Origin of the sequence: Vibrio sp. HI00D65 (assembly GCF_001635455.1) — a bacterium.
In the GTDB taxonomy this organism is placed as follows: domain Bacteria; phylum Pseudomonadota; class Gammaproteobacteria; order Enterobacterales; family Vibrionaceae; genus Vibrio.
The window spans coordinates 96,620-120,356 of sequence record NZ_LWEH01000140.1; the positions used below are offsets into that span (position 1 = coordinate 96,620).

The 23,737-nt window shown below is 45.1% G+C and carries 25 protein-coding genes; 4 read left to right on the plus strand and 21 right to left on the minus strand.

All coding sequences use genetic code 11. The features are described 5' to 3' along the window. Nucleotides 1-216: 216 nt before the first annotated feature. From A3712_RS11865 to A3712_RS11880, 4 genes are all read left to right on the plus strand, one after another. Nucleotides 217-765 carry a sigma-70 family RNA polymerase sigma factor gene (locus A3712_RS11865; protein ID WP_063523592.1) on the plus strand — a complete coding sequence of 183 codons (549 nt, stop codon included), beginning with the start codon at nucleotides 217-219 and terminating at the stop codon, nucleotides 763-765. Beyond that, nucleotides 758-1,486 carry a DUF3379 domain-containing protein gene (locus A3712_RS11870; RefSeq protein WP_063523593.1) on the plus strand — a complete coding sequence of 243 codons (729 nt, stop codon included), beginning with the start codon at nucleotides 758-760 and terminating at the stop codon, nucleotides 1,484-1,486. Before A3712_RS11865 ends, A3712_RS11870 begins: the two co-directional genes overlap by 8 nt. Nucleotides 1,487-1,783: 297 nt before the next feature. Further along, nucleotides 1,784-3,046 carry an outer membrane protein transport protein gene (locus A3712_RS11875; RefSeq protein WP_063523594.1) on the plus strand — a complete coding sequence of 421 codons (1,263 nt, stop codon included), beginning with the start codon at nucleotides 1,784-1,786 and terminating at the stop codon, nucleotides 3,044-3,046. 296 nt (nucleotides 3,047-3,342) lie between these two features. Further along, the gene (locus A3712_RS11880) at nucleotides 3,343-4,647 is read left to right on the plus strand and encodes an outer membrane protein transport protein (protein WP_063523595.1); all 1,305 of its coding nucleotides are present in this window, start codon (nucleotides 3,343-3,345) and stop codon (nucleotides 4,645-4,647) included. A 92-nt stretch (nucleotides 4,648-4,739) separates the two neighbouring features. Here A3712_RS11880 and A3712_RS11885 read toward each other — a convergent pair whose 3' ends face one another. From A3712_RS11885 to flhF, 21 genes are all read right to left on the minus strand, one after another. Beyond that, complete coding sequence (locus A3712_RS11885; RefSeq protein WP_063523596.1) at nucleotides 4,740-5,519, minus strand: MlaA family lipoprotein; 780 nt, start codon at nucleotides 5,517-5,519, stop codon at nucleotides 4,740-4,742. 116 nt (nucleotides 5,520-5,635) lie between these two features. Further along, complete coding sequence (gene ccmI, locus A3712_RS11890; RefSeq protein WP_063523597.1) at nucleotides 5,636-6,856, minus strand: c-type cytochrome biogenesis protein CcmI; 1,221 nt, start codon at nucleotides 6,854-6,856, stop codon at nucleotides 5,636-5,638. Then, entirely contained in the window at nucleotides 6,856-7,347 is a 492-nt protein-coding gene (locus A3712_RS11895) for a cytochrome c-type biogenesis protein (RefSeq protein WP_063523598.1), read from the minus strand. The genes ccmI and A3712_RS11895 overlap by 1 nt, the downstream gene beginning before the upstream one ends. Continuing rightward, nucleotides 7,344-7,895, minus strand: a complete 552-nt coding sequence (locus tag A3712_RS11900) for a DsbE family thiol:disulfide interchange protein (RefSeq protein WP_063523599.1) — start codon at nucleotides 7,893-7,895, stop codon at nucleotides 7,344-7,346. The genes A3712_RS11895 and A3712_RS11900 overlap by 4 nt, the downstream gene beginning before the upstream one ends. A 5-nt stretch (nucleotides 7,896-7,900) precedes the next feature. Further along, nucleotides 7,901-9,871: a heme lyase CcmF/NrfE family subunit gene (locus A3712_RS11905; protein ID WP_063523600.1), complete on the minus strand. Its 1,971-nt coding sequence runs from the start codon at nucleotides 9,869-9,871 to the stop codon at nucleotides 7,901-7,903. Further along, entirely contained in the window at nucleotides 9,868-10,350 is a 483-nt protein-coding gene (gene ccmE / locus A3712_RS11910; RefSeq protein WP_063523601.1) for a cytochrome c maturation protein CcmE, read from the minus strand. The genes A3712_RS11905 and ccmE overlap by 4 nt, the downstream gene beginning before the upstream one ends. After that, nucleotides 10,347-10,553, minus strand: coding sequence for a heme exporter protein CcmD (ccmD, locus tag A3712_RS11915; RefSeq protein ID WP_063523602.1), 207 nt, complete (start codon nucleotides 10,551-10,553; stop codon nucleotides 10,347-10,349). Before ccmD ends, ccmE begins: the two co-directional genes overlap by 4 nt. 11 nt (nucleotides 10,554-10,564) lie before the next feature. Beyond that, nucleotides 10,565-11,308, minus strand: coding sequence for a heme ABC transporter permease (locus A3712_RS11920; RefSeq protein ID WP_063523603.1), 744 nt, complete (start codon nucleotides 11,306-11,308; stop codon nucleotides 10,565-10,567). Nucleotides 11,309-11,455: 147 nt separating this feature from the next. After that, nucleotides 11,456-12,124, minus strand: a complete 669-nt coding sequence (gene ccmB / locus A3712_RS11925) for a heme exporter protein CcmB (protein ID WP_063523604.1) — start codon at nucleotides 12,122-12,124, stop codon at nucleotides 11,456-11,458. Nucleotide 12,125: 1 nt separating this feature from the next. Continuing rightward, the gene (ccmA, locus tag A3712_RS11930; protein WP_063523605.1) at nucleotides 12,126-12,743 is read right to left on the minus strand and encodes a cytochrome c biogenesis heme-transporting ATPase CcmA; all 618 of its coding nucleotides are present in this window, start codon (nucleotides 12,741-12,743) and stop codon (nucleotides 12,126-12,128) included. A 276-nt stretch (nucleotides 12,744-13,019) separates the two neighbouring features. Continuing rightward, nucleotides 13,020-13,532 carry a DUF2802 domain-containing protein gene (locus tag A3712_RS11935; protein WP_063523606.1) on the minus strand — a complete coding sequence of 171 codons (513 nt, stop codon included), beginning with the start codon at nucleotides 13,530-13,532 and terminating at the stop codon, nucleotides 13,020-13,022. Continuing rightward, nucleotides 13,532-14,026: a chemotaxis protein CheW gene (locus tag A3712_RS11940; RefSeq protein ID WP_004739873.1), complete on the minus strand. Its 495-nt coding sequence runs from the start codon at nucleotides 14,024-14,026 to the stop codon at nucleotides 13,532-13,534. Before A3712_RS11940 ends, A3712_RS11935 begins: the two co-directional genes overlap by 1 nt. 70 nt (nucleotides 14,027-14,096) lie before the next feature. Next, nucleotides 14,097-15,236 carry a chemotaxis protein CheW gene (locus tag A3712_RS11945; RefSeq protein WP_063523607.1) on the minus strand — a complete coding sequence of 380 codons (1,140 nt, stop codon included), beginning with the start codon at nucleotides 15,234-15,236 and terminating at the stop codon, nucleotides 14,097-14,099. Continuing rightward, entirely contained in the window at nucleotides 15,223-16,005 is a 783-nt protein-coding gene (locus tag A3712_RS11950) for a ParA family protein (protein WP_063523608.1), read from the minus strand. The genes A3712_RS11945 and A3712_RS11950 overlap by 14 nt, the downstream gene beginning before the upstream one ends. A 10-nt stretch (nucleotides 16,006-16,015) precedes the next feature. Next, complete coding sequence (locus A3712_RS11955; protein ID WP_063523609.1) at nucleotides 16,016-17,131, minus strand: protein-glutamate methylesterase/protein-glutamine glutaminase; 1,116 nt, start codon at nucleotides 17,129-17,131, stop codon at nucleotides 16,016-16,018. Nucleotides 17,132-17,144: 13 nt separating this feature from the next. Further along, nucleotides 17,145-19,325 (minus strand): chemotaxis protein CheA, encoded by a 2,181-nt coding sequence (locus tag A3712_RS11960; RefSeq protein ID WP_063523610.1) that lies wholly within the window; start codon nucleotides 19,323-19,325, stop codon nucleotides 17,145-17,147. Nucleotides 19,326-19,334: 9 nt separating this feature from the next. Next, entirely contained in the window at nucleotides 19,335-20,066 is a 732-nt protein-coding gene (locus A3712_RS11965; RefSeq protein WP_063523611.1) for a protein phosphatase CheZ, read from the minus strand. A gap of 113 nt (nucleotides 20,067-20,179) precedes the next feature. Continuing rightward, nucleotides 20,180-20,548, minus strand: a complete 369-nt coding sequence (gene cheY / locus A3712_RS11970) for a chemotaxis response regulator CheY (RefSeq protein WP_008218307.1) — start codon at nucleotides 20,546-20,548, stop codon at nucleotides 20,180-20,182. Between the two features lie 43 nt (nucleotides 20,549-20,591). Next, nucleotides 20,592-21,326 carry an RNA polymerase sigma factor FliA gene (locus A3712_RS11975; protein WP_004739861.1) on the minus strand — a complete coding sequence of 245 codons (735 nt, stop codon included), beginning with the start codon at nucleotides 21,324-21,326 and terminating at the stop codon, nucleotides 20,592-20,594. Next, nucleotides 21,319-22,206: a MinD/ParA family protein gene (locus A3712_RS11980; RefSeq protein WP_063523612.1), complete on the minus strand. Its 888-nt coding sequence runs from the start codon at nucleotides 22,204-22,206 to the stop codon at nucleotides 21,319-21,321. The genes A3712_RS11975 and A3712_RS11980 overlap by 8 nt, the downstream gene beginning before the upstream one ends. A gap of 13 nt (nucleotides 22,207-22,219) precedes the next feature. Further along, nucleotides 22,220-23,731 (minus strand): flagellar biosynthesis protein FlhF, encoded by a 1,512-nt coding sequence (flhF, locus tag A3712_RS11985; RefSeq protein WP_063523613.1) that lies wholly within the window; start codon nucleotides 23,729-23,731, stop codon nucleotides 22,220-22,222. Nucleotides 23,732-23,737 lie beyond the last annotated feature (6 nt).

Genomic DNA, 23,737 nt, shown 5'->3' on the forward strand with positions numbered 1-23,737 from the left:
GCTCAACATGCTAGTCATCAATGACTAACTAGACGACAAGGTGTACTATAACTTTTTCAGGGTCTTAGATTTTGAAGTAGATCAATTTTAATGTGATTTTACGAATTCCTGCCTCTCGTTCGCTCTAAAGACGAAACAGATTATAAAACGAAGCACAACGAATAGAGCACAACTATACGCAGAGCAATTATGGAGGCTCGAGTGTCAATAATAAAAATGTTTGGAAAGAAAAAAGCCAAACGTCCGGTCAACTCTGATATGGACAAACAAAGAAAATATGAAGCTCTCGTACGTGCCTATCACCGTGACCTCTTTCGCTACGCCTATTGGTTATGCAAAGACAAAAGCATTGCCGAAGATTTAGTGCAAGAAACTTGCCTCCGCGCATGGAAATCACTCGATAACCTAAAAGATGAAAAAGCCGCGAAGTCTTGGCTGATTACTATCTTGCGCCGCGAGAATGCTCGACGTTTTGAACGCAAACAATTTGATCTGGTTGATATCGACGATCATGGTAACGATGCCAGTGTCAGTGATGACCCGCACCATCAACACCAATGGTTGCAAGTCCAGATAATGAAACTTGAAATTGATTACCGTGAACCTCTCTTCTTACAAGTGATTGGTGGTTTTAGTGGTGACGAGATCGCGGATATTCTCGATCTCAACAAAAACACGGTGATGACACGTTTATTCAGAGCTCGAAACCAATTGAAAGAGATGCTGGATACAGAAGAAGCAGAGAGGGGGCAACATAATGGATGATTTAGAATTTCGTCGTCGTGTATTGTCGGAACCTAAACAACGCACACAAGATATTGTTGATGCAGCCGCGAGCAGTGAAGCTAACAGTCACTTTTTAGATGACGTACTGTCGCTTGATAAACAGATCCACTCTGCAATGAATGTAGATGTGCCAGACGATCTTGCCGATCGTATTCTGTTCAATCAAACCTCAAGCGAAGAGAGCAAAGTCGTAAGGCCCACGTTTGCGAGACGTGCAATGGCAATGGCGGCCTCTGTAGCGTTTGTTGCTGGTCTATTGGTTGGCCAGGTAAACTGGGGGAATGCGTTAGTATCTCCAGCACACGCAAGCTTGGCTGATACGGCGATGCAGCATGTTATCGATGAAAAAAGCTTTGTCAGCACCATTGATGAACAAGTTACATCACAGCAAATCAATGCAAAAATGAACCCATTTGCTTTTCAGTTTGATGAAACTTTCCCATACCACGTCTATTACCTGAACCATTGTGGTTTTGGGAAGTCTACCGCAGTACACATGGTATTCCAGGGTGAAAAAGGCAAAGTTACGCTATTTCTGACTAGCATCCCGTCTGACAAACCAGTCGACTTTGATGAAAAAGGAATGTCAGGTTCGGTGACACCAATTGATAACAGCAGTTTGATACTCGTCGGTGAAAATGGCGAGGATGTGTCTAAAATCTCAGAAAAGCTGACGAAAATGATCAAACCGATGAGCTAATCAGCTCTCAAAGCCCCTCAATTAAAGGCCCAGCAATTATACTCTTGATATTGCTGGGCTTTATTTATAAATAAAACACCAATCCATTCACAAAACAAATAGCCTTAGAGTTAAAACTCTAAAAAACAGCATTTAGCGCCATTTTCGTGCCAGATAGGCGTCATTTCCATAATTTTCCACTCAAATTTTCCAATGGTCGGATTTGTATATCGTATACTTGCGAATAGGATCAGCCACCATTGAGCAATTGCTCAAATTAATCGCCCTGTAGAGGCGGATATATAAAGGAATAAATGAATGACTACCAACAACACGCGTCTGTTTAAAAAGTCTCTTTTAGCAGTAACAATTACACTGGCGTCTTCGCAAGCGATGGCAGCAGGTTTCCAACTTAACGCACAATCAGCAACCGGTATCGGCCGTGCTTTCGCTGGTGATGCAGTAATCGCAGATAACGCGTCAGTAATGGCACGTAACCCTGCAGCAATGGCACTATTTGACAAAACCGAGCTATCTCTTGGTTTTGAAACAATCACTTCAATGATTGAAGTAAAAGATGCTAGCTACAACACTCTTGGCGGCGCTATGCCGGTAGATAACGTTGATGATGTTGGTGATACTTCAGTAGCTCCAAACATCCACCTCATTGTTCCTGTTAACGAAAAATTTGCTTGGGGTGTGAACGCTTACTCTAACTTCGGTACTAAAACTGAATTCTCAGATGATTACCTAGCTAGTGAATATGGCGGTTTAACCGATGTAATGAGCATCAACTTCGGTCTTGCAGGCTCTTACCGTCTAAACGACCAATGGAGCTTTGGTGCAGGTCTTGACCTGATCTACGGTGAAGGCACAATGAAGCGTACTGCTGGTGTAGGCTTTGGCCCAGCCGCAGGACAAAAGCTACTTGACGTAGATGGTGCAACTGGTTGGGCTGTCGGCTTCAACGTAGGAACAGTTTACGAGCTCGATGAAAACAACCGTTTTGGTTTATCTTACCGTTACAGCCCTGAATTCACTGCGGAAGATGACAATGGTCAAGAAATCACATTACCTCTACCAGATATGGCAGAGTTCTCTGGTTTCCACAAAATTGAAGACACTAAATTCGCTGTTCACTACTCTGTTCAATGGATTGGCTGGAGTGCATTCGACTCGATTGATTTCGAGAAGTTAGATCCTACTCAATCGACACTAGCTTACGCATTAAGCGGCGGCACAGGTGCATACCAGAAAGATTACAAATGGCAAGATGGTTGGCACTACGCTATTGGTGGTACATACTACCTGAACACTGATTGGACGCTTCGTGCTGGTTACATGTACGACACAAGTGCACAAGATTCACTAACTTCTATCTCTGTACCAGATTCAGATCGTCAGTGGTTCTCTGCTGGTTTCACATACCACATTAATACCGACTCTAACGTAGACTTTGGTTTCACTTACCTACTAGGTGATGATACTAAAGTTGAAGAAAGCTTAGGCGCAACTTCTGTTAGCGCAACAACGCACGCTGATGCAATCCTACTAGGCCTACAATACAGCCGCAGCTTCTAATATAAGCTAGGTTATAATTCTCAAAGGGTCGCTTTATGCGACCCTTTTTTATTGTCTAAGCCACTGACTAACATTAATTTAAACTTACAGCTGTAGCCTACACGGGCTATTTATAGCTACAAGTGTACGCTCAAATTCGATCACACACTCGAAACATTCAGACTATTAAGCTAATAATCAGTCATATTTTATCATTTAATCGCTAAAACACTGTTTTACTCGAATTTCATTTTTAATGTAATAACTCTAAAAGTAAAATTGTGGCACTAAATACTTATAATTCAGCGAACATAATAATGAAAATGAATAAGACTCTTCTATCTACTGCAGTGGCAGTTGGACTACTTTCAACTTCTACGGTGACTCAAGCAGCGGGCTTTCAACTAGCAGAATACTCAGCAACAGGCCTGGGCCGAGCTTACGCTGGTGAAGCAGCAATGGCTGACGGTGCAGACGCACAATGGCGTAACCCTGCAATGCTAACTTACCTAGAAGGCACTCAAGTTTCAGTTGGTGCTATCTATGTTGATCCAAACATCGACATCGACGGCACTTCTACCTCTATGATGGGACAATCGACTCCATCAAATTCTAGTGATTTTGCACACAGTGCAGTAATTCCAAACTTTTATGTTTCTCATAAGTACAACGACAAATTCGCGTTAGGTTTTGCGGCTGGCACGAACTACGGCATGGAAACTGACCTAGGTACAGACTTCGGTGGCGCAAACCACGGCAACGAAGCAAGCGTTAAAACCATGGAGCTAAACCTTAACGCCGCTTACCAAGTACTTGAAAGCGTATCTATTGGCGGAGGTATTCGCTACGTAATGGCTGAAGGTAGCTTTGGTGCGGTATCTACTGCGAATTCTCTAGTTCAGATTCCTTTTGGCACAGCTTTAAAATACATGGAAGGTGATGACACAGCGTGGGGCTGGCAAGTTGGTACAGCTTGGCAAATCAATGAAAATAACCGCTTAGGCTTTACCTACAAGTCAGAAGTAGACCTAACGCTTGAAGGCCACGCTAACGGTGTCGCTTTTGATGTTGTTGCTGGTACTTTAGGTTCTCCCGTGAAGTCAAAATACAACGGCTCAATGGAACTAGCTTTACCAGCTACAGCGGAACTGGCAAGTTTCCACCAACTTACCGACAAGGTAGCGGTTCACGCGAGCGTTAACTGGACCAACTGGAGCAGCTTTAAAGAGCTAGTTGCAGACATTCCTGAATTCGGCCCAGCTCGAACTCAAGATATCAAAGAAGAAAACTGGGAAGACAACTACCGCTTCGCTATTGGTACCACATACCAAATGACACCTAAGCTGGCACTACGTTCTGGTATCGCCTACGATACTTCAGCAGTAAGTGATGAGCACCGTACCGCGACGATTCCAGAAACTGACCGTACTTGGTTAAGTATTGGTGCAGGTTACCAATGGTCTGAACAACTAACATTAGACGCTGGTTTTACTTACATTCTAGCTAAAGATGCAAAAATGGTTGAAGCGGACACAGCTTCTGCACCATTTGGTGGTAACTTCGAAGGTGAAGTTACTGGTAGCATCTGGCTAGTTGGTGTACAAGCTAACTACCGCTTTTAATCTGTTGATTTAATCTATAGTCTCAAGCATTAAAAAGGCTCGATGTTATTTTCAACATCGAGCCTTTCTTTTATCGCTTTCTTCATCTAAATCTAGTAGTCGTCTAGATATCCATCGATGAAATCTTCTTGTTCGAGATCCACCTCTTCAGGTTCAATCTCAGCTTTAAAGTCACGGCGTTGGATGTAGACATCACGTGTTAACGCGTATGGATCTGGAGAGTCATCTAACAAGGCTTCTTGAGATACTAACTGAGCACGTGTTTCCATCCCTTCAAAGGCCCACTTGCCCAGACCGGCCCAAACGTTCAACAAAGACAGAGGCACATAGAGGCTGTCCACCTGACTCGTCACTTCACGAGTCGTGACAGGACCGTAACCTGGCACCATAAAATACGGCCCATTTCCTACACCGTAATGACCAATTGCATCAGAGAAAGATTTATCATCATATTTAGTGATCCCGGCTTCGCTAGCAATGTCAATCAAACCTAACAAACCAAACGTCGAGTTAATCCAAAAACGATTAAAATGGTCAACTGCTTTTCTGCCATTACCCATAAGTAAGTTATTCACCATACTGGCTGGTTCGTCTAAATTGGCGAGAAAATTGGAGATTCCTGTGCGAATGGGGGCAGGTGTGTAATCAACATAAGCGACAGACACCGGCCGAACCAAATAAGGATCTAAGTAGTCATAATTGACCGTCCACATCGCTCGGTTGAAACCTTCAAAAGGATCATTAGGGTGGGACTCTTCGACGTATTCAGAGGTTTCAAGATTATTATTGCTTTCATCTGGCGCACTAGAGCAGCCCACCGTAAGGCTTGCGATAAAGAGTAAACTCGAGAGTCTTAAAACACTGACAGACATATCACCTTTCCATAAGGAATAATAAAAAGGCCAGCAATCGCTAGCCTCAATTGTTGGCGTAAGTCTATACCGTTTATATAAAAATCGGAATAGCTACCCCCTATGCAAAATGCCAATTAATATTGCTTATTGATGTTAATTGTTACTGGCGTACCCAATTCCACCACTTTACTTTCGCCATACCAATCACCATCTCGGGTTGAGACATTACCATCAGAATCAAGCCTCGCTCTCACCATCAAAGTATCAAGACTAGACAATTTTTGACTTTGGATCATGCTATTACCGTCATCAAGTACAACTGTACGAGGGAATGAACCCAGCGGATAACGTGCCGCAGCAATGGGCATACGTGAGCCATCCGCTCGGTGCACAGAGACAACGAGCACTGACTTAGGGTCCGCATCCACCTCTGCGGATAGTTTAAGTGTTACTGCCACACTTTTGCCTTGGTCAACACCCATCACGTCGCCCATTTTCTTCTGAGCGCTTTCGATGCTGCGAGAAAGCATTTCATAACGGCTGTCTTGTGGACCAATCATTTGTTGCATGATGCTCCAGTACTTAACCGCACCTGGGTAATCTTGACGCTCAAATGCATCGAATGCGAGTAGCGAGAACACACGAAGATCAACGTAATCGTTTTGAACCAAACGACTTAGAAGCAAGCGAGCTTGGTTTTGCTCTGCCTCATCTGGAGATAACATCAGTGCTTGTGCAAAGCCAAGTTGAACGTCTTCGTCCTTAGGCTCTAGCTTGTAAGCACGCTCCATCGCATCAATCGCGGTTTGTGCATCACGGTTAGCTAGTGCAATACGCCCTAGTAGCAACCAACCCGTTGAATCTTTTGGTTGGTAATGCAAGCGGGTACGTAGTGCTAGTGTCAAATCTTCAAGTTCATCATCAGTTAGCGTACCGCCTTCTGATGACATTAGCTTTTTAGACAGCTCAGGAAGGTTGCTAGTGACTTCTTGCCAGTGTTGCACTTTGTCTAGCGCACCAAATTTAAAGTACATACCGTAGGCAACTGCAACAACCAAGATAATTGACGGAACAACCACGCCGAGTGTTGAGATATGAGTCTTTTTAATTTCTTGTTTAACAGGAACATCGTCAAGCAGAGATTGTTTCAAATCAGCGATCAGCTCCTGTTGGTTATCAACAAGACCTTCTTCAGCTTCTACTTCTAACTCATCAAGACGATCTTTGTAGAATGCTTTGTTCAATTCATCGCGAAGCACATCATCGTTGTTTGCCTTTTTATTTATAAAAGGCATAACGATCATCAAGATTGCTGCTAGCGATAGAATAATGGTCGAAACCCAAAATAGAGTCATTACTGTTTATCTCCGTCGTTCTCTTCATCGAGTAACGCTTTTAAACGTGCTTCTTTGTCTGCATCCCAGTCTTTGTCTGACTCTGTTGCCGCTTGTGATTTTGACTTTCTGCTTCGTAAAATGATCAAGCCAAATCCAAACACAACCACTGCAAACGGACCAATCCAAAGGATCGACGTCGCAAGTGTTAGTGGCGGATTGTAAGTAACGAAGTTACCGTAACGAGCAATCATGTAATCAATGATGTCTTGCTTCGACTTACCATCTTTTGTCATTTCGTACACTTTTTGGCGCAAGTCGACCGCTAATTCAGCATTCGAATCACCAATCGTGTTGTTCTGGCATTTAGGACAACGCAGCGTGTTGCTCAGCTCTTTAAACTGCTGTTCTTGGTCAACGTTATCGAATTCATGAAATTCGATAGGCGCTGCAGACACAGTCGCTGAAATCGCCAACGTAGCAAATAAAGTAATCAGAGCCTTCTTAATCATTTCGCTTCCTCCAACAACTCGTTATACATCGGCTCAAGCGTCGATGCCCAGTTCGTTGGGTTCACATCCCCCACATGGCGATAACGAACAACGCCATTGGCGTCGATTAGGAAAGTCTCCGGAGCACCATAAACGCCAAGATCTAGGCCTAACATGCCGTTACCATCGAATAGGCTTATCAGATATGGGTTCCCCAACTCTTTTAACCACCCCACAGCCTTATTACGTTCGTCTTTATAGTTTAAACCAATAATCTTAACGCCCTTGTCAGCAAGCTGATTTAAGTAAGAATGCTCTGCATAACAAGTGGGACACCAAGTTGCCCAAACATTTAGTAACAGCGGTTCGCCTTTAAAGATAGCTTGGTCATGAAGCTTGCCTGGTTGCTCTAAGTCTTCTAAATCAAACTTGGGTACAGGCTTACCAATTAACACTGATTCAAGTTTAGTCGGGTCATCACCCGACTGGTTACGCATCAATTGTGTTGCAAATATTCCGGCTAGAACCATAAACGCAATTAATGGAATGAATAAAATCTTTTTGCTCATTCGAGTTAAATCTCCTGCTCTTTAGCCGACTTTTTGGATGGTTTACGGAAGCGGTAACGACGATCACTGATAGCAACAATACCACCTATTGCCATGATCAAAGAGCCCGCCCAAATCCAGCGCACAAATGGTTTGTAGTAAATACGAACAGCCCAAGATTTGTTGTCGTCTAAACGTTCACCCATTGCGATGTAAAGGTCACGAGTTACCCCGCGGTCAATTGCTGCCTCAGTCATCATAGACTTGGCAGTGCTATAAAAGCGTTTTTCTGCATGAAGTGTGTTGACGTACTTACCTTGTTTTGTGATTTCAAAGTCAGCAATGTAGCCATCGTAGTTTGGACCGTCTTTATCTCGAACACCCGTGAATAAGAAATCGTATCCTTCAAGCTGATAACTCTGCCCAGGCGCTAGACGAACATCACGTTCGATACTGTAATTCTGTACCATCGCAATACCAATTACAGTGACCGCTAAACCAATGTGACCACACACCATAGCCCAATGGCTGCGTGGTAGCTTAGTCAGCCCCTTCATGAACGTGTGGCGGTGAGTCGCACGCTCGTGCAGTTCGAAGCCATGCATAAAGATGATCCAGAATGCCATCACCCAGCCTGCAAACGCAGTACCACTGAAACGATCGGCCAGTACCATCACCAAAAGCGCACTCAAGCCCAACGAGAATACACCTGAAATAACCATCGGCTTAACGAGCTTAGATAGGTTGTCACGCTTCCAACGAATAAGAGGACCGATACCCAATAGGAACGAGAACGGAATCATTAACCAGAAAAACAACATGTCGAAGAATGGCGCCCCGATAGATACCGAGCCCAAACCTAGCTGTTTGTGAACGAGTGGTAATAGAGTTCCTACTAACACCACCACTAAAGCAGCGATTAACAGGATATTGTTACCGAGTAGTGCGTTTTCACGAGAGACTAGATCGAAGTTACCGCGAACACGTACTGACGCACCTTTAACAGCGAACAGCAATAATGAACCACCGATAACGAATACCAAGAAGCCTAGGATGAACATACCACGAGCCGGATCCGACGCGAACGCGTGAACCGATACTAAGATGCCCGAACGCACTAAAAACGTGCCTAACAAGCTCAATGAGAATGCAGAGATCGCAAGTAATACAGTCCAAGCTTTGAACGTACCGCGCTTTTCTGTAACCGCAAGCGAGTGCATTAGCGCTGTACCTGCCAACCAAGGCATAAACGATGCGTTTTCTACTGGATCCCAGAACCACCAGCCACCCCAGCCAAGTTCGTAGTAAGCCCACCAAGAACCTAGCGCGATACCAATTGTAAGGAATAACCAAGCTGCAGTTGTCCAAGGGCGAGACCAACGAGCCCAAGCCGTATCCAAGCGCCCACTCATTAGAGAGGCGATAGCAAAAGAGAAGGCTACTGAGAAACCTACATACCCCATGTAAAGCATTGGTGGGTGAATAATCAAACCCGGATCTTGCAGAAGTGGGTTTAAGTCACGACCATCAACAGGGAAGAAAGGCAGTGTACGTAGGAATGGGTTAGACGTTACGATAATGAACAGCAAGAAGCCGACACTGATCAAACCCATGATAGCCAATACGCGAGCTACAGACTCTTGAGGCATACCACGGCTGAATGTTGCGACTGCTACCGTCCAACCAGCTTGAATGAGTACCCAAAGCAGCAATGAACCCTCGTGTGCCCCCCAAGCGGCGGTGATACGATAATACCAAGGTAGTTGGCTATTTGAGTTACTTGCAACATACTGAATCGTAAAATCATTTGTGTAAAATGCGTAACACAGAATAAAGAACGAAATCGCTAAGAATCCGAACATGCCCCACGACAAAGGTCGTGCGCTGTTCATCAGTAATGTGTTGTTTCGAGCGGCTCCATACAATGGGAGCACGCTTAGCAGCAATGCAAGTCCCAAGGACAGGATCATCGCAAAATGGCCGATCTCGGCTATCATTGAGCTTTTCCTTCTTTTTGTTTAGTCGTGTATTGCAAAGGCTCATGTGTTTTCTTCATTGCTTCCGCAACTTCAGAAGGCATGTATTCTTCATCGTGCTTCGCCAACACCTCAAACGCTTCGATTGTCGTTGCGTCTTTTAAGACACCTTGAGCAACAATACCTTGGCCTTCACGGAAAAGATCAGGAAGGATACCATCGTATAAAATTGTTACTTTTGGGCCAACATCAGCTAAATCGAAGCTAACTCGCAATGATTCGTTATCACGGTTCACAGAACCAACGACAACCATGCCACCAATGCGTAGGCGCTGACCAACTTCAGGTTTCTTACCATCTTTGCCGTTCACAAGTTCAGTTGGCGTGTAGAACAGATCCATGTTCTGGTTTAGTGCATAGACAATCAATCCAATAGTTGCACTGATACCAAAAAAGATCGCTAAGACAATGCCCAGCCTCTTTTTGCGTCTTGGGTTCATAGAGTGTTCTCCATATCTTTTGCTGCATCAATACGAGCTTGACGGTCTACTTTAGCTTGTACTTCAGTTAGTAACTGCTTACCACGACGAACACTTACTATCAGTAAGATGATCATCGAGAAAAATGTGATTCCAAATGCGCTCCAAACGTATGAGGCGTAACCACCCATAGAAAAGAAATCACTCAAAGATTCAAAATACATAAATACCCACCCTACTGCGCTTGATCAGCCGCAAGCTTGCGAACCCATGGACGATGACTTTCTTTACTGATAATTTCATTGCGGAAACGAATCATAGTCAAAGCGCCGAAGAAGAAAGCGAAACCGAAGATGTTAAAAAGAAGCGGCCATAACATGTCACTTGAAATCGAAGGTTTTGCAAACTTAGTGATCGTTGCACCTTGATGAAGAGTGTTCCACCACTCTACCGAGAAATGAATGATAGGGAGATTAATCACGCCAACAATAGCCAAAATACCAGCCGCTTTAGCTGCTGTTTTTGGGTCATCAAACGCGTGGTGCAGTGCAATTACACCCAGGTATAGGAATAGAAGAATCAACTCTGAGGTTAGGCGTGCATCCCAAACCCACCAAGCGCCCCACATTGGCTTACCCCAAACTGCACCAGTCAGTAGTGCGATAAAGGTAAACACAGCGCCTATCGGTGCCATCGCCAATGCAGCCATGTCAGATAGTCTTACCTGCCATACCAATCCAATGAACGCTGCGATCGCCATCGACATGTATACGCCCATCGACCAAATGGCAGAAGGAACGTGAATGTAGATAATTCGGAAACTATCACCCTGTTGATAATCAGAAGGGGCAAACGCAAGGCCCCACACCGTACCGACGGATAGACACAATAGCGCTAGGATTGAGAACCACGGCAGAAGTTTACCAGCAAGCTGGTATGACGTTTCTGCTTTGGCATAGGGATGGAGCCATTTCCACATGTTGTAATCTCACTCTTACTTCATATTGCTTACAGCTACTAAAGCTATAATTATAATAATATCTTTGTTCTGCTATCTGCTTTGCTGACTCTATGAGTCTCATCGAACACTTTGGTTATCTATAGCTATACGATACTGGTACCGTTATCAGTTCACACTCACACGAAGTGCGGCACTAATCGCAAAAGGAGTTAGCGTCATCGCACCCATCAACATTGCGCCGAGAATCGCTAATTGACCATTGTATGCAACGCCCAACGCCGCAGCGTCAATCGCTGAGGTCGCGAAAATCAAAATAGGGATGTACAGCGGTAAAATTAGCAGGCTCAGTAACACCCCGCCCTTTTGCAACCCAACCGTCAATGCAACACCAATCGCCCCAATAAAGCTCAAGGCAGGTGTTCCGACAAGCAGAGTCATTACGACAGATAGCCAAGTGTCAAAATCTAATGACAACAAGACAGCCAACAATGGGCTAATTAAAATTAATGGTAACCCGGTCAATAACCAGTGTGCTATGACCTTGGACAATATTACTAACTGCAACGGGATGGGCATCAGCATCATTTGTTCAAGTGCGCCATCTTGAAAATCATCACGGAAAAGACGCTCAAGAGAAAGCAATGCAGAGAGCAACGCGGCAACCCAAACAATACCCGGAGCAATACGTGCAAGTAAATTTGGCTCTGGGCCAATACTCAAAGGAAAAAGTGTAATCACAATAATGAAGAACCATAGCGGGTTAAAGATATCCGCTTGGCGTCGAAAAGCGATAAGCAGCTCACGTCGGATAATCGTGGTCATTGAAGAGATCATATTACTCACCCAACTTTATTTTTCTTAGTTTCGGGCTATCAGCAAACATATCTTGGTGAGTAGTGAGTAACACAATCCCACCGTTATCCGCATGCTGAGAAAAAAGCGATTCTAGAACCTTAACGCCCTGCTTATCAATCGCAGTCAACGGTTCATCGAGAATCCACAACATCTGCTTACTCAACCAAAGACGAGCTAAAGCTACGCGACGTTGTTGGCCAGCAGACAACTGACCCGCAGGCACATCTTCTCGGCCTGCAAGCCCTACCTGAGCAAGTGCTTGATAAAGCTCTTCCTTGTTCGTTTCGCCACAATGAATTGACTGGTAGAAACTGAGGTTCTCATAAGCGCTAAGCTCGCGCTTTACACCAGTTTGATGGCCAAGAAAAAGCAGATTTTGATGATACAGATCTCGACTAGATTCAATCGGCTCGCCATCCCAAGAGATAGTACCTTCATCACGATCACCTAAACCAGTAATAATCCGAAGGAGTGTTGTTTTCCCTGTACCGTTTCGACCTTCAACTTGAACCAGTTCTCCCGGTTTCAATTGAAAAGACAGCGATTCAAACAGAACCCTTTCGTCACGAACAGCTGTTAAATTTGAGACTTCTAACATAGGTAAATTTAGTCGAGTAATAAGAGGGGTATAGTAACACACCAATATAGCGACAAAACAGGACTAGGCGTTTTCAGTAGAACAAAGTCGGTAAGAAACTGTTACTACTGCATCACAATTTACACATTTTGACCAGAGATGAGATATTACAATAGTAACAAGCACTTATAAACTTCGTTCTACACACAGTTACTCAGGCACAAAAAAAGAAGCCGAAGCTTCTTTTTAAAGGAGTGTGTAACAAACAGAATGTGCTTGTTACGAGTAGCGCTCAATTTAACGGCGTCGAGGTGAATCCCTGCGTTCACGAGAGGTGGTGGGGTGCTCATCAAACGAGGAAAGGTCACTTCGTAATGACGGAATCTTCTCTTTACCTGCAAGCTTGTTCTGTAGAGACATCATTAGCTCAGCTTCAGCTTTGGGTAATTCACATTCTTCAATTAACTCGTTAATCCCAGCGCCAAGCTGAACCATTTTCGTTGCACGAGTATACAAACGTCCATCGCTATCCGCATGTTCCAGTTCGACAATACGTTCATTCAGGTGTTTGATTAGATCTTGTTGTTCAGTCACTTTCTGGCCAAGGCCAACCACAACAGAGCGAACTTCTAGCAATTGCTTACTCGATTTTTGTAGCTCTTTGTCCAAGTTTCGGACTTGCAGACGTGACTGAGCCAATTGCTTTTGAATCGCACTTTTTACTTTGCTAATCAAAATCACAATGAATAACGTAAAAACCCCAACTCCAGCAATCAGTGCAGCAGGGCTTAAAGGAAGCGCTTCAAACATTATAGGTGAGCCATCTCATCCCATTCGTCTTCGCTTAGTAGTTTGTTCAAATCGACTAATATAAGCAGCTTGCCATCGCGGTTGCTTACGCCCTGGATGAACTTCGCGCTTTCATCAGTACCTACACTTGGTGTTGTATCGATTTCAGAAGAACGTAGATAAACCACTTCAGCAACGCTATCAACCAGGATGCCAATAACTTGACGCTCAGATTCAATAACTATGATACGAGTGTTATCCGTGATTTCACCTTGCATCAAACCAAAGCGAGAGCGAGTGTCGATAACAGTAACAACGTTACCACGTAGGTTAATAATACCTAGCACGTAGTCAGGAGCACCTGGTACAGGAGCAATCTCACTGTAACGCAATACTTCACGAACTTGCATTACATTGATGCCGTAAGTTTCTTCTTCTAGCTGGAATGTTACCCATTGAAGTACTTCATCATTCGTTTGATCTTTTCTTACTTCAACTTCACTCATTTGAGACATAGATAATCCTCTTGCCGTCGTTACCGGCCACTATTATTAACTTGATGCTTTTGTTGTACCAGTCGTGGTACTAGCTCAATGCTTTTACATCTAGCCCTGCATTTAGCATGGCGATTAATGCTTCGACATGGATCAAAGCACACATTTTTTCTTTTACCATACCAGCGAGCCATGGCCGTTTACCTGCCATTTCTCGCCAACGTACTTTGTCAGTATTCAGCAGCTCGGTGCCTTTAAGCTCAGTGCTTGCAAGCCCCCACAAGCTTTCTCCAAGCACCACTATATATTGATAGTTTTCTTTGTATTCGTCACTGGCTAACTTCTCAGCCATCACCCATTTTGCGGTGTCGACCACATCTAACTGGCTTTCTTGGTTGGTTTGTAAACCCAAGTACCAAGATGGTTTGCCAATAATATGATTGACCTCTTCGAGGCGATGGATGCCACCCAGTTCATCTAGCGGTACCGCAAAGGTCACGCCATTGACATCGAAATACAAAACTTGGAAGTCTTCTGTTCGAGACGTACTTTCCCAAGAAGTAAACTGCCCTGCACCGCCCGCTTGTGTTTCTGGCTCAGTCGCGGAATCAGTGTCAGGAGCATCGGCTTCGATTTCAGAGGCTTGCTGCTCAAAGACTAGAAGTTCTGCTTCTGCTGTTGGCTCTTCGATTGGCTGCAGTTTCACTTGAGGTTCTGCCGCTATCGATAAATCGGCTTCCGGAAAATTCCAGTCTTGAATCTCTGGCTCTAATGAGACTTGAACCGACTCGACCGCTGCATCAAACATTTGCATGTCTGCTTGCTGAGCGATTTTCTGCGTGTTCTGGTCCATAAGCTCGTCAAGGTTCAGGTCCTCAACAACATTGGTTGCCTCTAGCCGACTCAGTAGCTTCTGAACGTCCTCTAGATTAGGTACTTCAAACTCAGCTGCACGTATTTCGGCGTAGCTTGAGTAATGACTCGCTAATTGACGCTCTGGCTCTGGCTCTGGCTCTGGCTCTGGCTCTGGCTCTGGCTCTGGCTCTGGCTCTGGCTCTGGCTCTGGCTCTGGCTCTGGCTCTTCAAATTGTGACTCATCATCAGACTCGTCAACTAAAAATTCTTCAGTTTCAAAGCTATCATCACCTAATAGCGCAGTAAAATAATCATCCAGTGCTTGTTCACTCGATAAACCTGGTCGCGCTATTGTTGATTCTTTATTCTCGCTCATTTATCGCCAACCTTTCGAGATAAATAAGCAGCTGTTTATAAGCAAATACACCTCGGCTACCCGACGCAAAGTGAGAGGCTGGCAAGCGCTTTAAGCTTGCATCTCTAAACTTAGTATCAATCGGGACAGCTGATGTCCAAACTTGGTTTGGATAATCATCTTTCAGCTGCGTAAGAGTTTGCAGCGATGCCTTAGTTCGTTTGTCGTACATGGTAGGGACAATCGTCACCTTAAACGGCGTTTTACGAGACTTCTGCATAATGGTTAGCGTGCGAATCATGCGCTCTAAACCTTTCATTGCCAGAAACTCGGTCTGGACCGGAATCAAAATACGGTCACTCGCCGCTAAGGCATTTACCATCATCACACCAAGAATTGGTGGGCAGTCGATCAACACATAGTCGTAATCGTCTTTCAACGCCGTTAAAGCACGCTTCAAGATTAACCCCATGCCGCTTCGATTTCCCATCACACGGTCAAGTGTTGCCAGTGACATATGTGCTGGAATGATATCGATGCCTTCAACTTCGGTTTGTAACGTCAGTGGTCTTACCGTCTGCGCAGAAAACTCACGAAGCTGAAACAGATCGAACAAGCTAGACTCCACCGTATCTGAGTCGTAACCCAGATAGGTGGTCAGTGATGCATGTGGGTCAGTATCAACCAATAACACACTGTGCCCTTTTAGAGCAAGCAAGCCTGCCATGGTTACAGTCGTGGTTGTTTTACCAACACCACCTTTTTGGTTTGCAACACTCCAAACAATCATCTTGATTTACCTAAGCTAACCCAACTTCAACCAAGATCCGTTCCGCGATGCGGTCCAGAGGTAGGTCTTCAGTAGAAATGCCAGCTTTTGCTACAGCTTGAGGCATACCATATACAACGCAGCTATCTTCATCTTGCGCCCAGACAGTCGAGCCCGCAGCTTTCAACATGCGTGAACCTTCACGACCATCTGCGCCCATGCCTGTCAGTATCATAGACAATACTTTGTCGCCGTAGATCTTAGCTGCAGAACCGAAAGTCACATCGACACATGGTTTGTAGTTCATGCGATCGCCGCCATCAATAATTCTTAGGCGAGCCGAACCTGCACGACCATCAACCATCATCTGCTTACCGCCCGGAGCAAGGTAAGCAACACCAGGCTTCAACACATCTCCGTCTTGAGCTTCGCGAACTTCGATCTTACACAAGGTGTTCAAGCGACTAGCAAAAGCCGCAGTGAAAGTCGCAGGCATATGCTGAACTAGCGCAATCGGATGCGGGTAATTCGCAGGGATGCGCGTCAAAATTTTCTGTAGTGCAACAGGGCCGCCAGTCGATGTGCCAATGGCGGTTAGTTGATACTTTTTGCCCGAGGCTCTGAACTTCGCAGCACTTGCAGCAGCAGGTCTAGCGGCTGGAGCCGCATTAGATACCGATTGACGCAATGGCGTTGATGTTGAGGCTGCTGTCACTCTCGGTGCAATTGGCGCACGACGCATAAAAGCACGTTTAGCCGCAATCTGAATCACACGCTGTTGAAGTAACGCAACGGCATCATCGCGGTTACGTGCTATGTCTTCAAACTTCTTAGGTAGGAAGTCTAAAGCACCCGCATCTAGAGCATCTAATGTCGCTTTAGCACCGTCATGCGTTAGCGATGAAAACATCAAAATAGGCGTTGGAGACGCCGCCATAATTTCACGAACGGCAGTGATACCGTCCATGACAGGCATTTCGATATCCATGGTAATTACGTCAGGTCTTAGCTGTTTCGCTTTCTCTACCGCTTCCTTACCATTTACCGCAACATCGATGACTTCTAGGCGAGCCTCTGAATTGATGATCTCGCTCACTCGACGACGAAAGAAGCTCGAATCATCAACGACTAATACTTTAATCGCCATATTTATCCTTAAATTAAATTCTTGACGCAGCTGCGTACTGCTTCAACAAGTCCGGCACATCTAGAATCAATGCAATGTGACCATCACTTGTAATTGTTGCACCTGCCATGCCTGGCGTACCTTGCAACAGTTTATCAAGCGGCTTGATAACCACTTCTTCTTGACCGATAAGCGTATCAACAACAAAACCAACACGCTGGCTACCTAGTTGCACGATAACCACATGACCATGTCCTTTACGTAGCTCAACATCGCCAGCCTTCGGTGCAAGCCAGTTCTGCAAGTAGAACAATGGAATCGATTTATCTCGAACGATGATGGTCAACTGGCCATCAACCACGTTAGTGCGGCTTAAATCTAGGTGGAAAATCTCGTTAACCGAAGCCAAAGGCAGCGCAAATGGGTGACCAGAAACACCAACCATCAAGGTAGGTAGGATCGCTAGTGTCAGTGGAACCTTGATCGTAATCTTGGTGCCTTGTCCCATTTCAGAATCGATATCAATTGAGCCATTCAGTGTGTTGATCGCTGTTTTCACAACGTCCATACCTACACCACGACCAGAGATATCAGAGATCTGCTCTTTACTTGAGAAGCCTGGTGCGAAGATTAGGTTGAAACACTCTTTATTTGATAAACGAGAAGCAGCATCTTCATCCATCAGACCACGCTTGACCGCAATAGCACGAAGCTTATCAGGGTCCATACCGCCACCGTCATCAACGATAGCCAGTTCAATGTGGTCACCCTCTTGAGAGGCAGATAGAATCACTTTACCGGTTCTTGATTTACCCGCTATCACTCGGTCTTCCGGCATTTCAATACCGTGGTCAACTGAGTTTCTCACCAAGTGAATCAGTGGATCAGCAAGCGCTTCTACTAGGTTTTTATCTAGGTCCGTTTCTTCGCCGCGCATCTCAAGAACGATGTCTTTTTTCAGGCTACGAGCAAGGTCACGGACAACTCGAGGGAAACGACCAAATACTTTCTTGATCGGTTGCATACGAGTCTTCATTACCGCACCTTGTAGGTCTGCAGTAACAACATCTAGGTTAGAAACAGCTTTCGACATTTCTTCGTCGTTGCTATTTAAACCAAGGCTAACCAATCGGTTACGAACCAATACCAATTCGCCAACCATGTTCATAATGGTATCCAGCGTAGAGGTATCTACACGAACGGTCGCTTCCGCTTGTTGCTTTTTAGCAGGCGCTTTCACTTCCGCTTTCGCAGGGGCATTTGGTGTAGGTTCAGCTTTAACTGCTACTGGTGCAGCTGGTTGCGGCTTAGGCGCAGCTTGTGGTGCCACTGGTTTCGCTTCTGCTGGCTTAGTTGCAGCATCAAGTTCTTCAGCCGATGGACCGTTACCTGAACCATGTAATTGGTCAAGTAACATCTCAAACTCTTCGTCTGTCATCAGGTCATCACCTTCAGACATCGCCGAAACTGGAGCAACAGGAGGAGCTGGCGGTGGAGGCGGCGTCGAACCCGTACTTGTCGGGCTGTTACCCGCACCATGCAGTTCGTCCAATAACTTTTCGAATTCGTCATCAGTGATATCACCACTATCAACCACAGGTTGTGGCGCAGCTGGTGCTGGCGGCGGTGTTGGTGCTACAGATGACGTTGGTGAACCACCTTTACCATGAAGTTCATCAAGCAGACGCTCGAATTCATCTTCAGAGATATCGTCTACTGAAGAGGCGCTGATGCTCGGACTTTCGACAACCGGTTCAGGTTCAACAGCGATAGGCTCAGGGATAACAGGTGCAGGCGCTTCTACTGGTGCAACTTCATCCGCTGACTCTGGCTTACAAAGACGGTGAAGTTCATCCAATAATGCTTGATCTGCTGGCACTAAAGGTTCCTGATCTTGCACGGCTTGGAACTGTGTATTAACAGTGTCTAGAGCCTGCAGCATAGTATCCATCAAACCTGATGTTACGCTGCGTTGGCCATTGCGTAGAATGTCGAACACATTCTCAGCACCATGACAAGTATCCACCAGCTCAGTTAATGCTAGGAAACCAGCACCACCTTTTACTGTATGGAAACCACGGAAAATAGCATTTAATAGGTCTTTGTCGTCAGGGTTATTCTCAAGCTCTACCAGCTGCTCTGATAGAAGTTCAAGGATCTCTCCTGCTTCGACTAAAAAGTCCTGAAGAATATCTTCGTCTAAATCGTAGCTCATACGTTACCTTTAAAATCCAAGACTGGATAACAAATCGTCGACTTCATCTTGAGAAGCAACAGCATCTTCACGCTCTTCTGGATCCATGATTGGTCCTTCTGGAGTAATCGATGCTTTCTTCTCTGATGTTGGAGTTGGCTCAATCTGATTCGCACCAAAGACGGTGAGAATCTCAACCAAGCGCCCTTCAACCTCATTCACCAAGGTAATAACTTTGCTAATAATCTGCCCAGTTAAGTCTTGGAAATCCTGAGCCATTAAGATTTCAGTCAGTTGTCCACGTAGTTCGGTACTATCGCCCTCTACTTGGACAAGCAATCCATCAATGCGGTGACATAAAGCTTTAAATTGTGCCAGCTCAATGCGGCCATGCATCAGTTCATTCCATTGAGGCCTTACTTGAAGTAAACACTCGTGTAGGTTGTCTGCGATTGGCATACAGCGATCGACAGCGTCCATCGTTTTATTTGCCGCAACTTCCGTTTTATCAATGACATACTGAAGGCGATCCCTTGCATCAGGGATTTCATCATTTGCGATAACGCTAATGCGCTCGTCAAAGTTGAATTGTGTCAAAGAGTCATGGAGGTCGCGAGTCAGACTACCTATTTCTTGAAGCATTGGATTGTCTTGAAGACTAAAGTTGTCCTCATAAATGCTTCTAACAAGAGAATCAGCACCTTGCTGCTCATCGTTTTCAAGCAGCTCTACTAATTTTTTTGCTTGTTCTAATGAAATCATCCTGAGTTCGGCCTTACTCCGCATATTTGTGACGCTTCAACGTTTGAGAGAAACGGGAAACTAAAAAGTTAATCTCTCTCTAGAAGCGCCTAAAAATAGGTTATTTTTAATGCTTATAATCGCTCAAAAATCTTATCTAGTTTCTCTTTAAGAGTTGCGGCAGTGAAAGGCTTCACAATGTAACCATTTACACCCGCTTGCGCAGCTTCGATGATCTGCTCACGCTTCGCTTCTGCTGTGATCATTAGCACTGGAAGGTGCTTAAGTTCAGCGTCTGCACGAATGTGTTTTAGCAGGTCGATACCTTGCATGCCCGGCATGTTCCAGTCAGTTACCACGAAATCAAATTCGCCTTTTTTCAGCATAGGTAACGCGGTCAAGCCATCGTCTGCTTCTTGTGTGTTGTTGAAACCTAAGTCGCGAAGTAGGTTTTTAACAATTCGGCGCATCGTTGAAAAATCATCAACAATGAGAATTTTCATGTTTTTGTTCAAATTAGCCTCCACTGAATAAAAATCAGTGTTGTTAGTCGTTCTGTGTCCAAGCACTTAATTTAGTGCGTAAACGCTGCATAGATTGGCTCAATATTTGGCTGACACGAGATTCGCTGACACCCAATACTTCCCCAATCTCTTTTAAATTGAGTTCTTCGTCGTAATAAAGCGAAAGCACTAGGCCTTCTCTTTCCGGAAGCTGTTTTATCGAATCGATCAAAGCTTGGCGGAATGACTCATCAGCAACTCCTTGAAAAGGCGCGTTATCTTGAGAGTCTTCATTCGGAGATATTACATCATCTGAGACGCCTAAATCTTCGATCCCGACCAGTCTTGAGCAATTAATATCAGTTAAAGCACTATGATACTGCTCTAAACTGAGTCCCATGTGCTTTGCCACTTCGGCATCGCTTGGGTCGCGGTTGAGAGTGCTCTCTAATTCCGCAATTGCACTGCTGATTTCTCGATTGTTTTTATGAACCGATCTCGGTACCCAATCTCCTCGGCGAATGTCATCCAACATTGCACCACGGATTCGAATACCGGCATACGTCTCAAAGCTTGCGCCTTTGGTACCATCATAGTTTTGTTGCGCTTCAATCAAGCCGATCATGCCAGCTTGAATCAAGTCATCAACCAATACATTAGGCGGTAATCGCCCCAACAAGTGATGAGCGATACGTTTAACCAACACAGAGTACTTCTCAAAAAAAGCCTGTTGGCTATTGTGATTAGCGTGTTGGTCGTAGGTAAGCGCTTTATTCACCAAATGGTTCCTCTACAAATTCAGTACGGTTCAGCAGTCTTTCAACAAAGAACTCCAAGTGTCCACTTGGTGTTTTTGGTATTGACCAGGTCAATGCTTTATTTGCCAATGAGCTGATTGCCAATGCAGCTGGAGAGCGAGGAAACGCGTCGACTACAATTTTCTGCCTCTTGACTGATTGACGTACTTTATCATCTAAAGGAATACATGCTACGAGTTCGAGGCTCACATTCAAGAAGCGCTCTGTGACCAAAGTCAATTTTGCAAATAATTCTCGGCCTTCACGGTAGCTTCTGACCATATTTGCGACAACTTTAAATCGCTGAACTTGGTGCTCTCTGCTCAAAAGCTTAATTAATGCATATGCATCTGTGATTGAGGTAGGTTCATCACATACCACAACCACCACATCTTGCGCGGCTCTTGAGAAACTGATCACCATGTCCGAGATACCAGCCGCGGTATCTACTAGCAAGATGTCCATCTCGTCTTCAAGCGTACCAAATGCGCGAATCAAACCAGCGTGTTGTGCGTGCGATAGCTCTGTCATGCTCTGAGTACCTGAAGTCGCTGGAATGATTTTAATTCCGTGCGGACCTTCCACAATCGCATCTTTGAGTTCACACTCACCCGCTAACACATGTCCAAGGTTTCGCTTAGAGCGAATACCCAACATGATATCGACGTTTGCAAGGCCTAAGTCGGCATCAAGCACCATAACTTTTTTACCTTGGCGCGCCATACAAATAGCCATACCTAACGTCACGTTAGATTTACCAACGCCACCTTTACCGCCCGTTACCGCAATAACTTTGGTGATAGAAGGCTTGGTTAAGCGACGGAGGCCGCTAGCTTGATCGTGTATCATATTTTCATTCATATTTATCCGCCGCCTAGAGCCCTTCAGAATCGCTGTTCCAGTAATGAGGTTCATTCTCTGTAGATTTCTCTAATAGCTCATTTGCCTTAGCAATCATGTACTTTGGTTGAGCTATAACGATATCTTCAGGAACTCGTTGACCATTTGCTATATAAGCAACTGGTAATGCATTTTGTATTACGACACTGATGAATTCACCAAGACTGAGGGATTCATCCAATTTAGTCATGATGCATCCCGACAATGGGATTCTTCTAAAGTGTTCAATTGTCTCTTGTAGTACTTTGCGTTGTGCTGTAGCCGGCAAAACAAGGTAGCTATTGATAACGGAGCCACTCTCTTGCATCAATGTGTCTAACTGCTCAGATAGACGAACATCTCGTTGTCCCATACCTGCAGTATCGACCAGAATCAGGCGACGATTACGTAACTGGTATATTACATCGGCCAGTTCGCTAGAATCTTTAGCAACTCTTACAGGACAACCCATAATTCGACCATAAATCGATAACTGCTCATGTGCACCTATACGATATGTATCCGTTGTCACTAGTGCGACGTTGTCTGCGCCATATTCCATGGCAGCGCGAGCCGCAAGCTTTGCAACCGTCGTCGTTTTACCCACGCCAGTTGGGCCAAGTAGAGCCACAATTCCGCCGCGTTTTAGAATGTCTTTTTGTGTCACGGAGATCTGGTCAGCAACCAAGGCTAACAACGCCTTCCATGCACGAGCTGGTTTGGTATCTTCTGGAATGTAACAAGCCATCTGATCAGCAAGCTCTGCAGACACGCCCATTCGTTCCAGACGTTTGATAAGCATGGCTCTCAGCGGTTCACGACGCTCAACCTCCTGCCACATCAGTCCTGACACTTGATGCTCTAACAGACGGCGAATTGAGGTCATCTCTTCGCGCATCGTTTCCATTTCAGTATCAGAACCTTTGGATTGACCACTGTCACGGCCACGATCATAGCGAGTCGGATCTAAACGAGGCGCAGGGCGCTCAACTCGGCGATCTTCAGCAATCAATTTAGAAAGACCGGTTTTGCGAGCAAATGCTGAATCTAGGCTACCGCTCGATGGCTGGCTGTTGTGCGACAAGTTGCTATTGCTAGATTGGCGATTGAGTAATGCTGACAGAGAGTCTTCGTTTTCAGCGCGGTGCTGAGGTTCATCGTCCGTACCATGACTGTATTGCTTAAGCATGTTTGCAAAGCGCTTAGTCATTGAACGTCCACCTTCAGAATTTGACCGGAGGCTTACCTTGTCATCATCTAATTCGCGACGTCCTGCCGGAGCTGAGGGAGCGGCCATTTGCGTGTATTGGCTATGCACAGGCTGCTGAGGTTTGTTGAGTCTTGGGCTCGCTGCTGACGGGCTAGATTCGCCATCAATAGCGGCAACAATTTCCACGCCACCTGCGACCTTTTTGTTAGACATGATCACAGCGTCTGAACCAAGTTCTTCTTTCACTTGGAGCAGAGCAGTTCGCATGTCTTTTGCAAAAAATCGTTTAATTTTCAATTCGAT

Excerpts from the sequence above, each read along its gene's own strand:
- A3712_RS11865 (WP_063523592.1), top strand. The coding sequence starts at position 217 with ATGTTTGGAAAGAAAAAAGCCAAACGTCCGGTCAACTCTGATATGGAC.
- A3712_RS11870 (WP_063523593.1), top strand. The coding sequence starts at position 758 with ATGGATGATTTAGAATTTCGTCGTCGTGTATTGTCGGAACCTAAACAA.
- A3712_RS11875 (WP_063523594.1), top strand. The coding sequence starts at position 1,784 with ATGACTACCAACAACACGCGTCTGTTTAAAAAGTCTCTTTTAGCAGTA.
- A3712_RS11880 (WP_063523595.1), top strand. The coding sequence starts at position 3,343 with ATGAAAATGAATAAGACTCTTCTATCTACTGCAGTGGCAGTTGGACTA.
- A3712_RS11885 (WP_063523596.1), bottom strand. The coding sequence starts at position 5,519 with ATGTCTGTCAGTGTTTTAAGACTCTCGAGTTTACTCTTTATCGCAAGC.
- ccmI (WP_063523597.1), bottom strand. The coding sequence starts at position 6,856 with ATGACTCTATTTTGGGTTTCGACCATTATTCTATCGCTAGCAGCAATC.
- A3712_RS11895 (WP_063523598.1), bottom strand. The coding sequence starts at position 7,347 with ATGATTAAGAAGGCTCTGATTACTTTATTTGCTACGTTGGCGATTTCA.
- A3712_RS11900 (WP_063523599.1), bottom strand. The coding sequence starts at position 7,895 with ATGAGCAAAAAGATTTTATTCATTCCATTAATTGCGTTTATGGTTCTA.
- A3712_RS11905 (WP_063523600.1), bottom strand. The coding sequence starts at position 9,871 with ATGATAGCCGAGATCGGCCATTTTGCGATGATCCTGTCCTTGGGACTT.
- ccmE (WP_063523601.1), bottom strand. The coding sequence starts at position 10,350 with ATGAACCCAAGACGCAAAAAGAGGCTGGGCATTGTCTTAGCGATCTTT.
- ccmD (WP_063523602.1), bottom strand. The coding sequence starts at position 10,553 with ATGTATTTTGAATCTTTGAGTGATTTCTTTTCTATGGGTGGTTACGCC.
- A3712_RS11920 (WP_063523603.1), bottom strand. The coding sequence starts at position 11,308 with ATGTGGAAATGGCTCCATCCCTATGCCAAAGCAGAAACGTCATACCAG.
- ccmB (WP_063523604.1), bottom strand. The coding sequence starts at position 12,124 with ATGATCTCTTCAATGACCACGATTATCCGACGTGAGCTGCTTATCGCT.
- ccmA (WP_063523605.1), bottom strand. The coding sequence starts at position 12,743 with ATGTTAGAAGTCTCAAATTTAACAGCTGTTCGTGACGAAAGGGTTCTG.
- A3712_RS11935 (WP_063523606.1), bottom strand. The coding sequence starts at position 13,532 with ATGTTTGAAGCGCTTCCTTTAAGCCCTGCTGCACTGATTGCTGGAGTT.
- A3712_RS11940 (WP_004739873.1), bottom strand. The coding sequence starts at position 14,026 with ATGTCTCAAATGAGTGAAGTTGAAGTAAGAAAAGATCAAACGAATGAT.
- A3712_RS11945 (WP_063523607.1), bottom strand. The coding sequence starts at position 15,236 with ATGAGCGAGAATAAAGAATCAACAATAGCGCGACCAGGTTTATCGAGT.
- A3712_RS11950 (WP_063523608.1), bottom strand. The coding sequence starts at position 16,005 with ATGATTGTTTGGAGTGTTGCAAACCAAAAAGGTGGTGTTGGTAAAACA.
- A3712_RS11955 (WP_063523609.1), bottom strand. The coding sequence starts at position 17,131 with ATGGCGATTAAAGTATTAGTCGTTGATGATTCGAGCTTCTTTCGTCGT.
- A3712_RS11960 (WP_063523610.1), bottom strand. The coding sequence starts at position 19,325 with ATGAGCTACGATTTAGACGAAGATATTCTTCAGGACTTTTTAGTCGAA.
- A3712_RS11965 (WP_063523611.1), bottom strand. The coding sequence starts at position 20,066 with ATGATTTCATTAGAACAAGCAAAAAAATTAGTAGAGCTGCTTGAAAAC.
- cheY (WP_008218307.1), bottom strand. The coding sequence starts at position 20,548 with ATGAAAATTCTCATTGTTGATGATTTTTCAACGATGCGCCGAATTGTT.
- A3712_RS11980 (WP_063523612.1), bottom strand. The coding sequence starts at position 22,206 with ATGAATGAAAATATGATACACGATCAAGCTAGCGGCCTCCGTCGCTTA.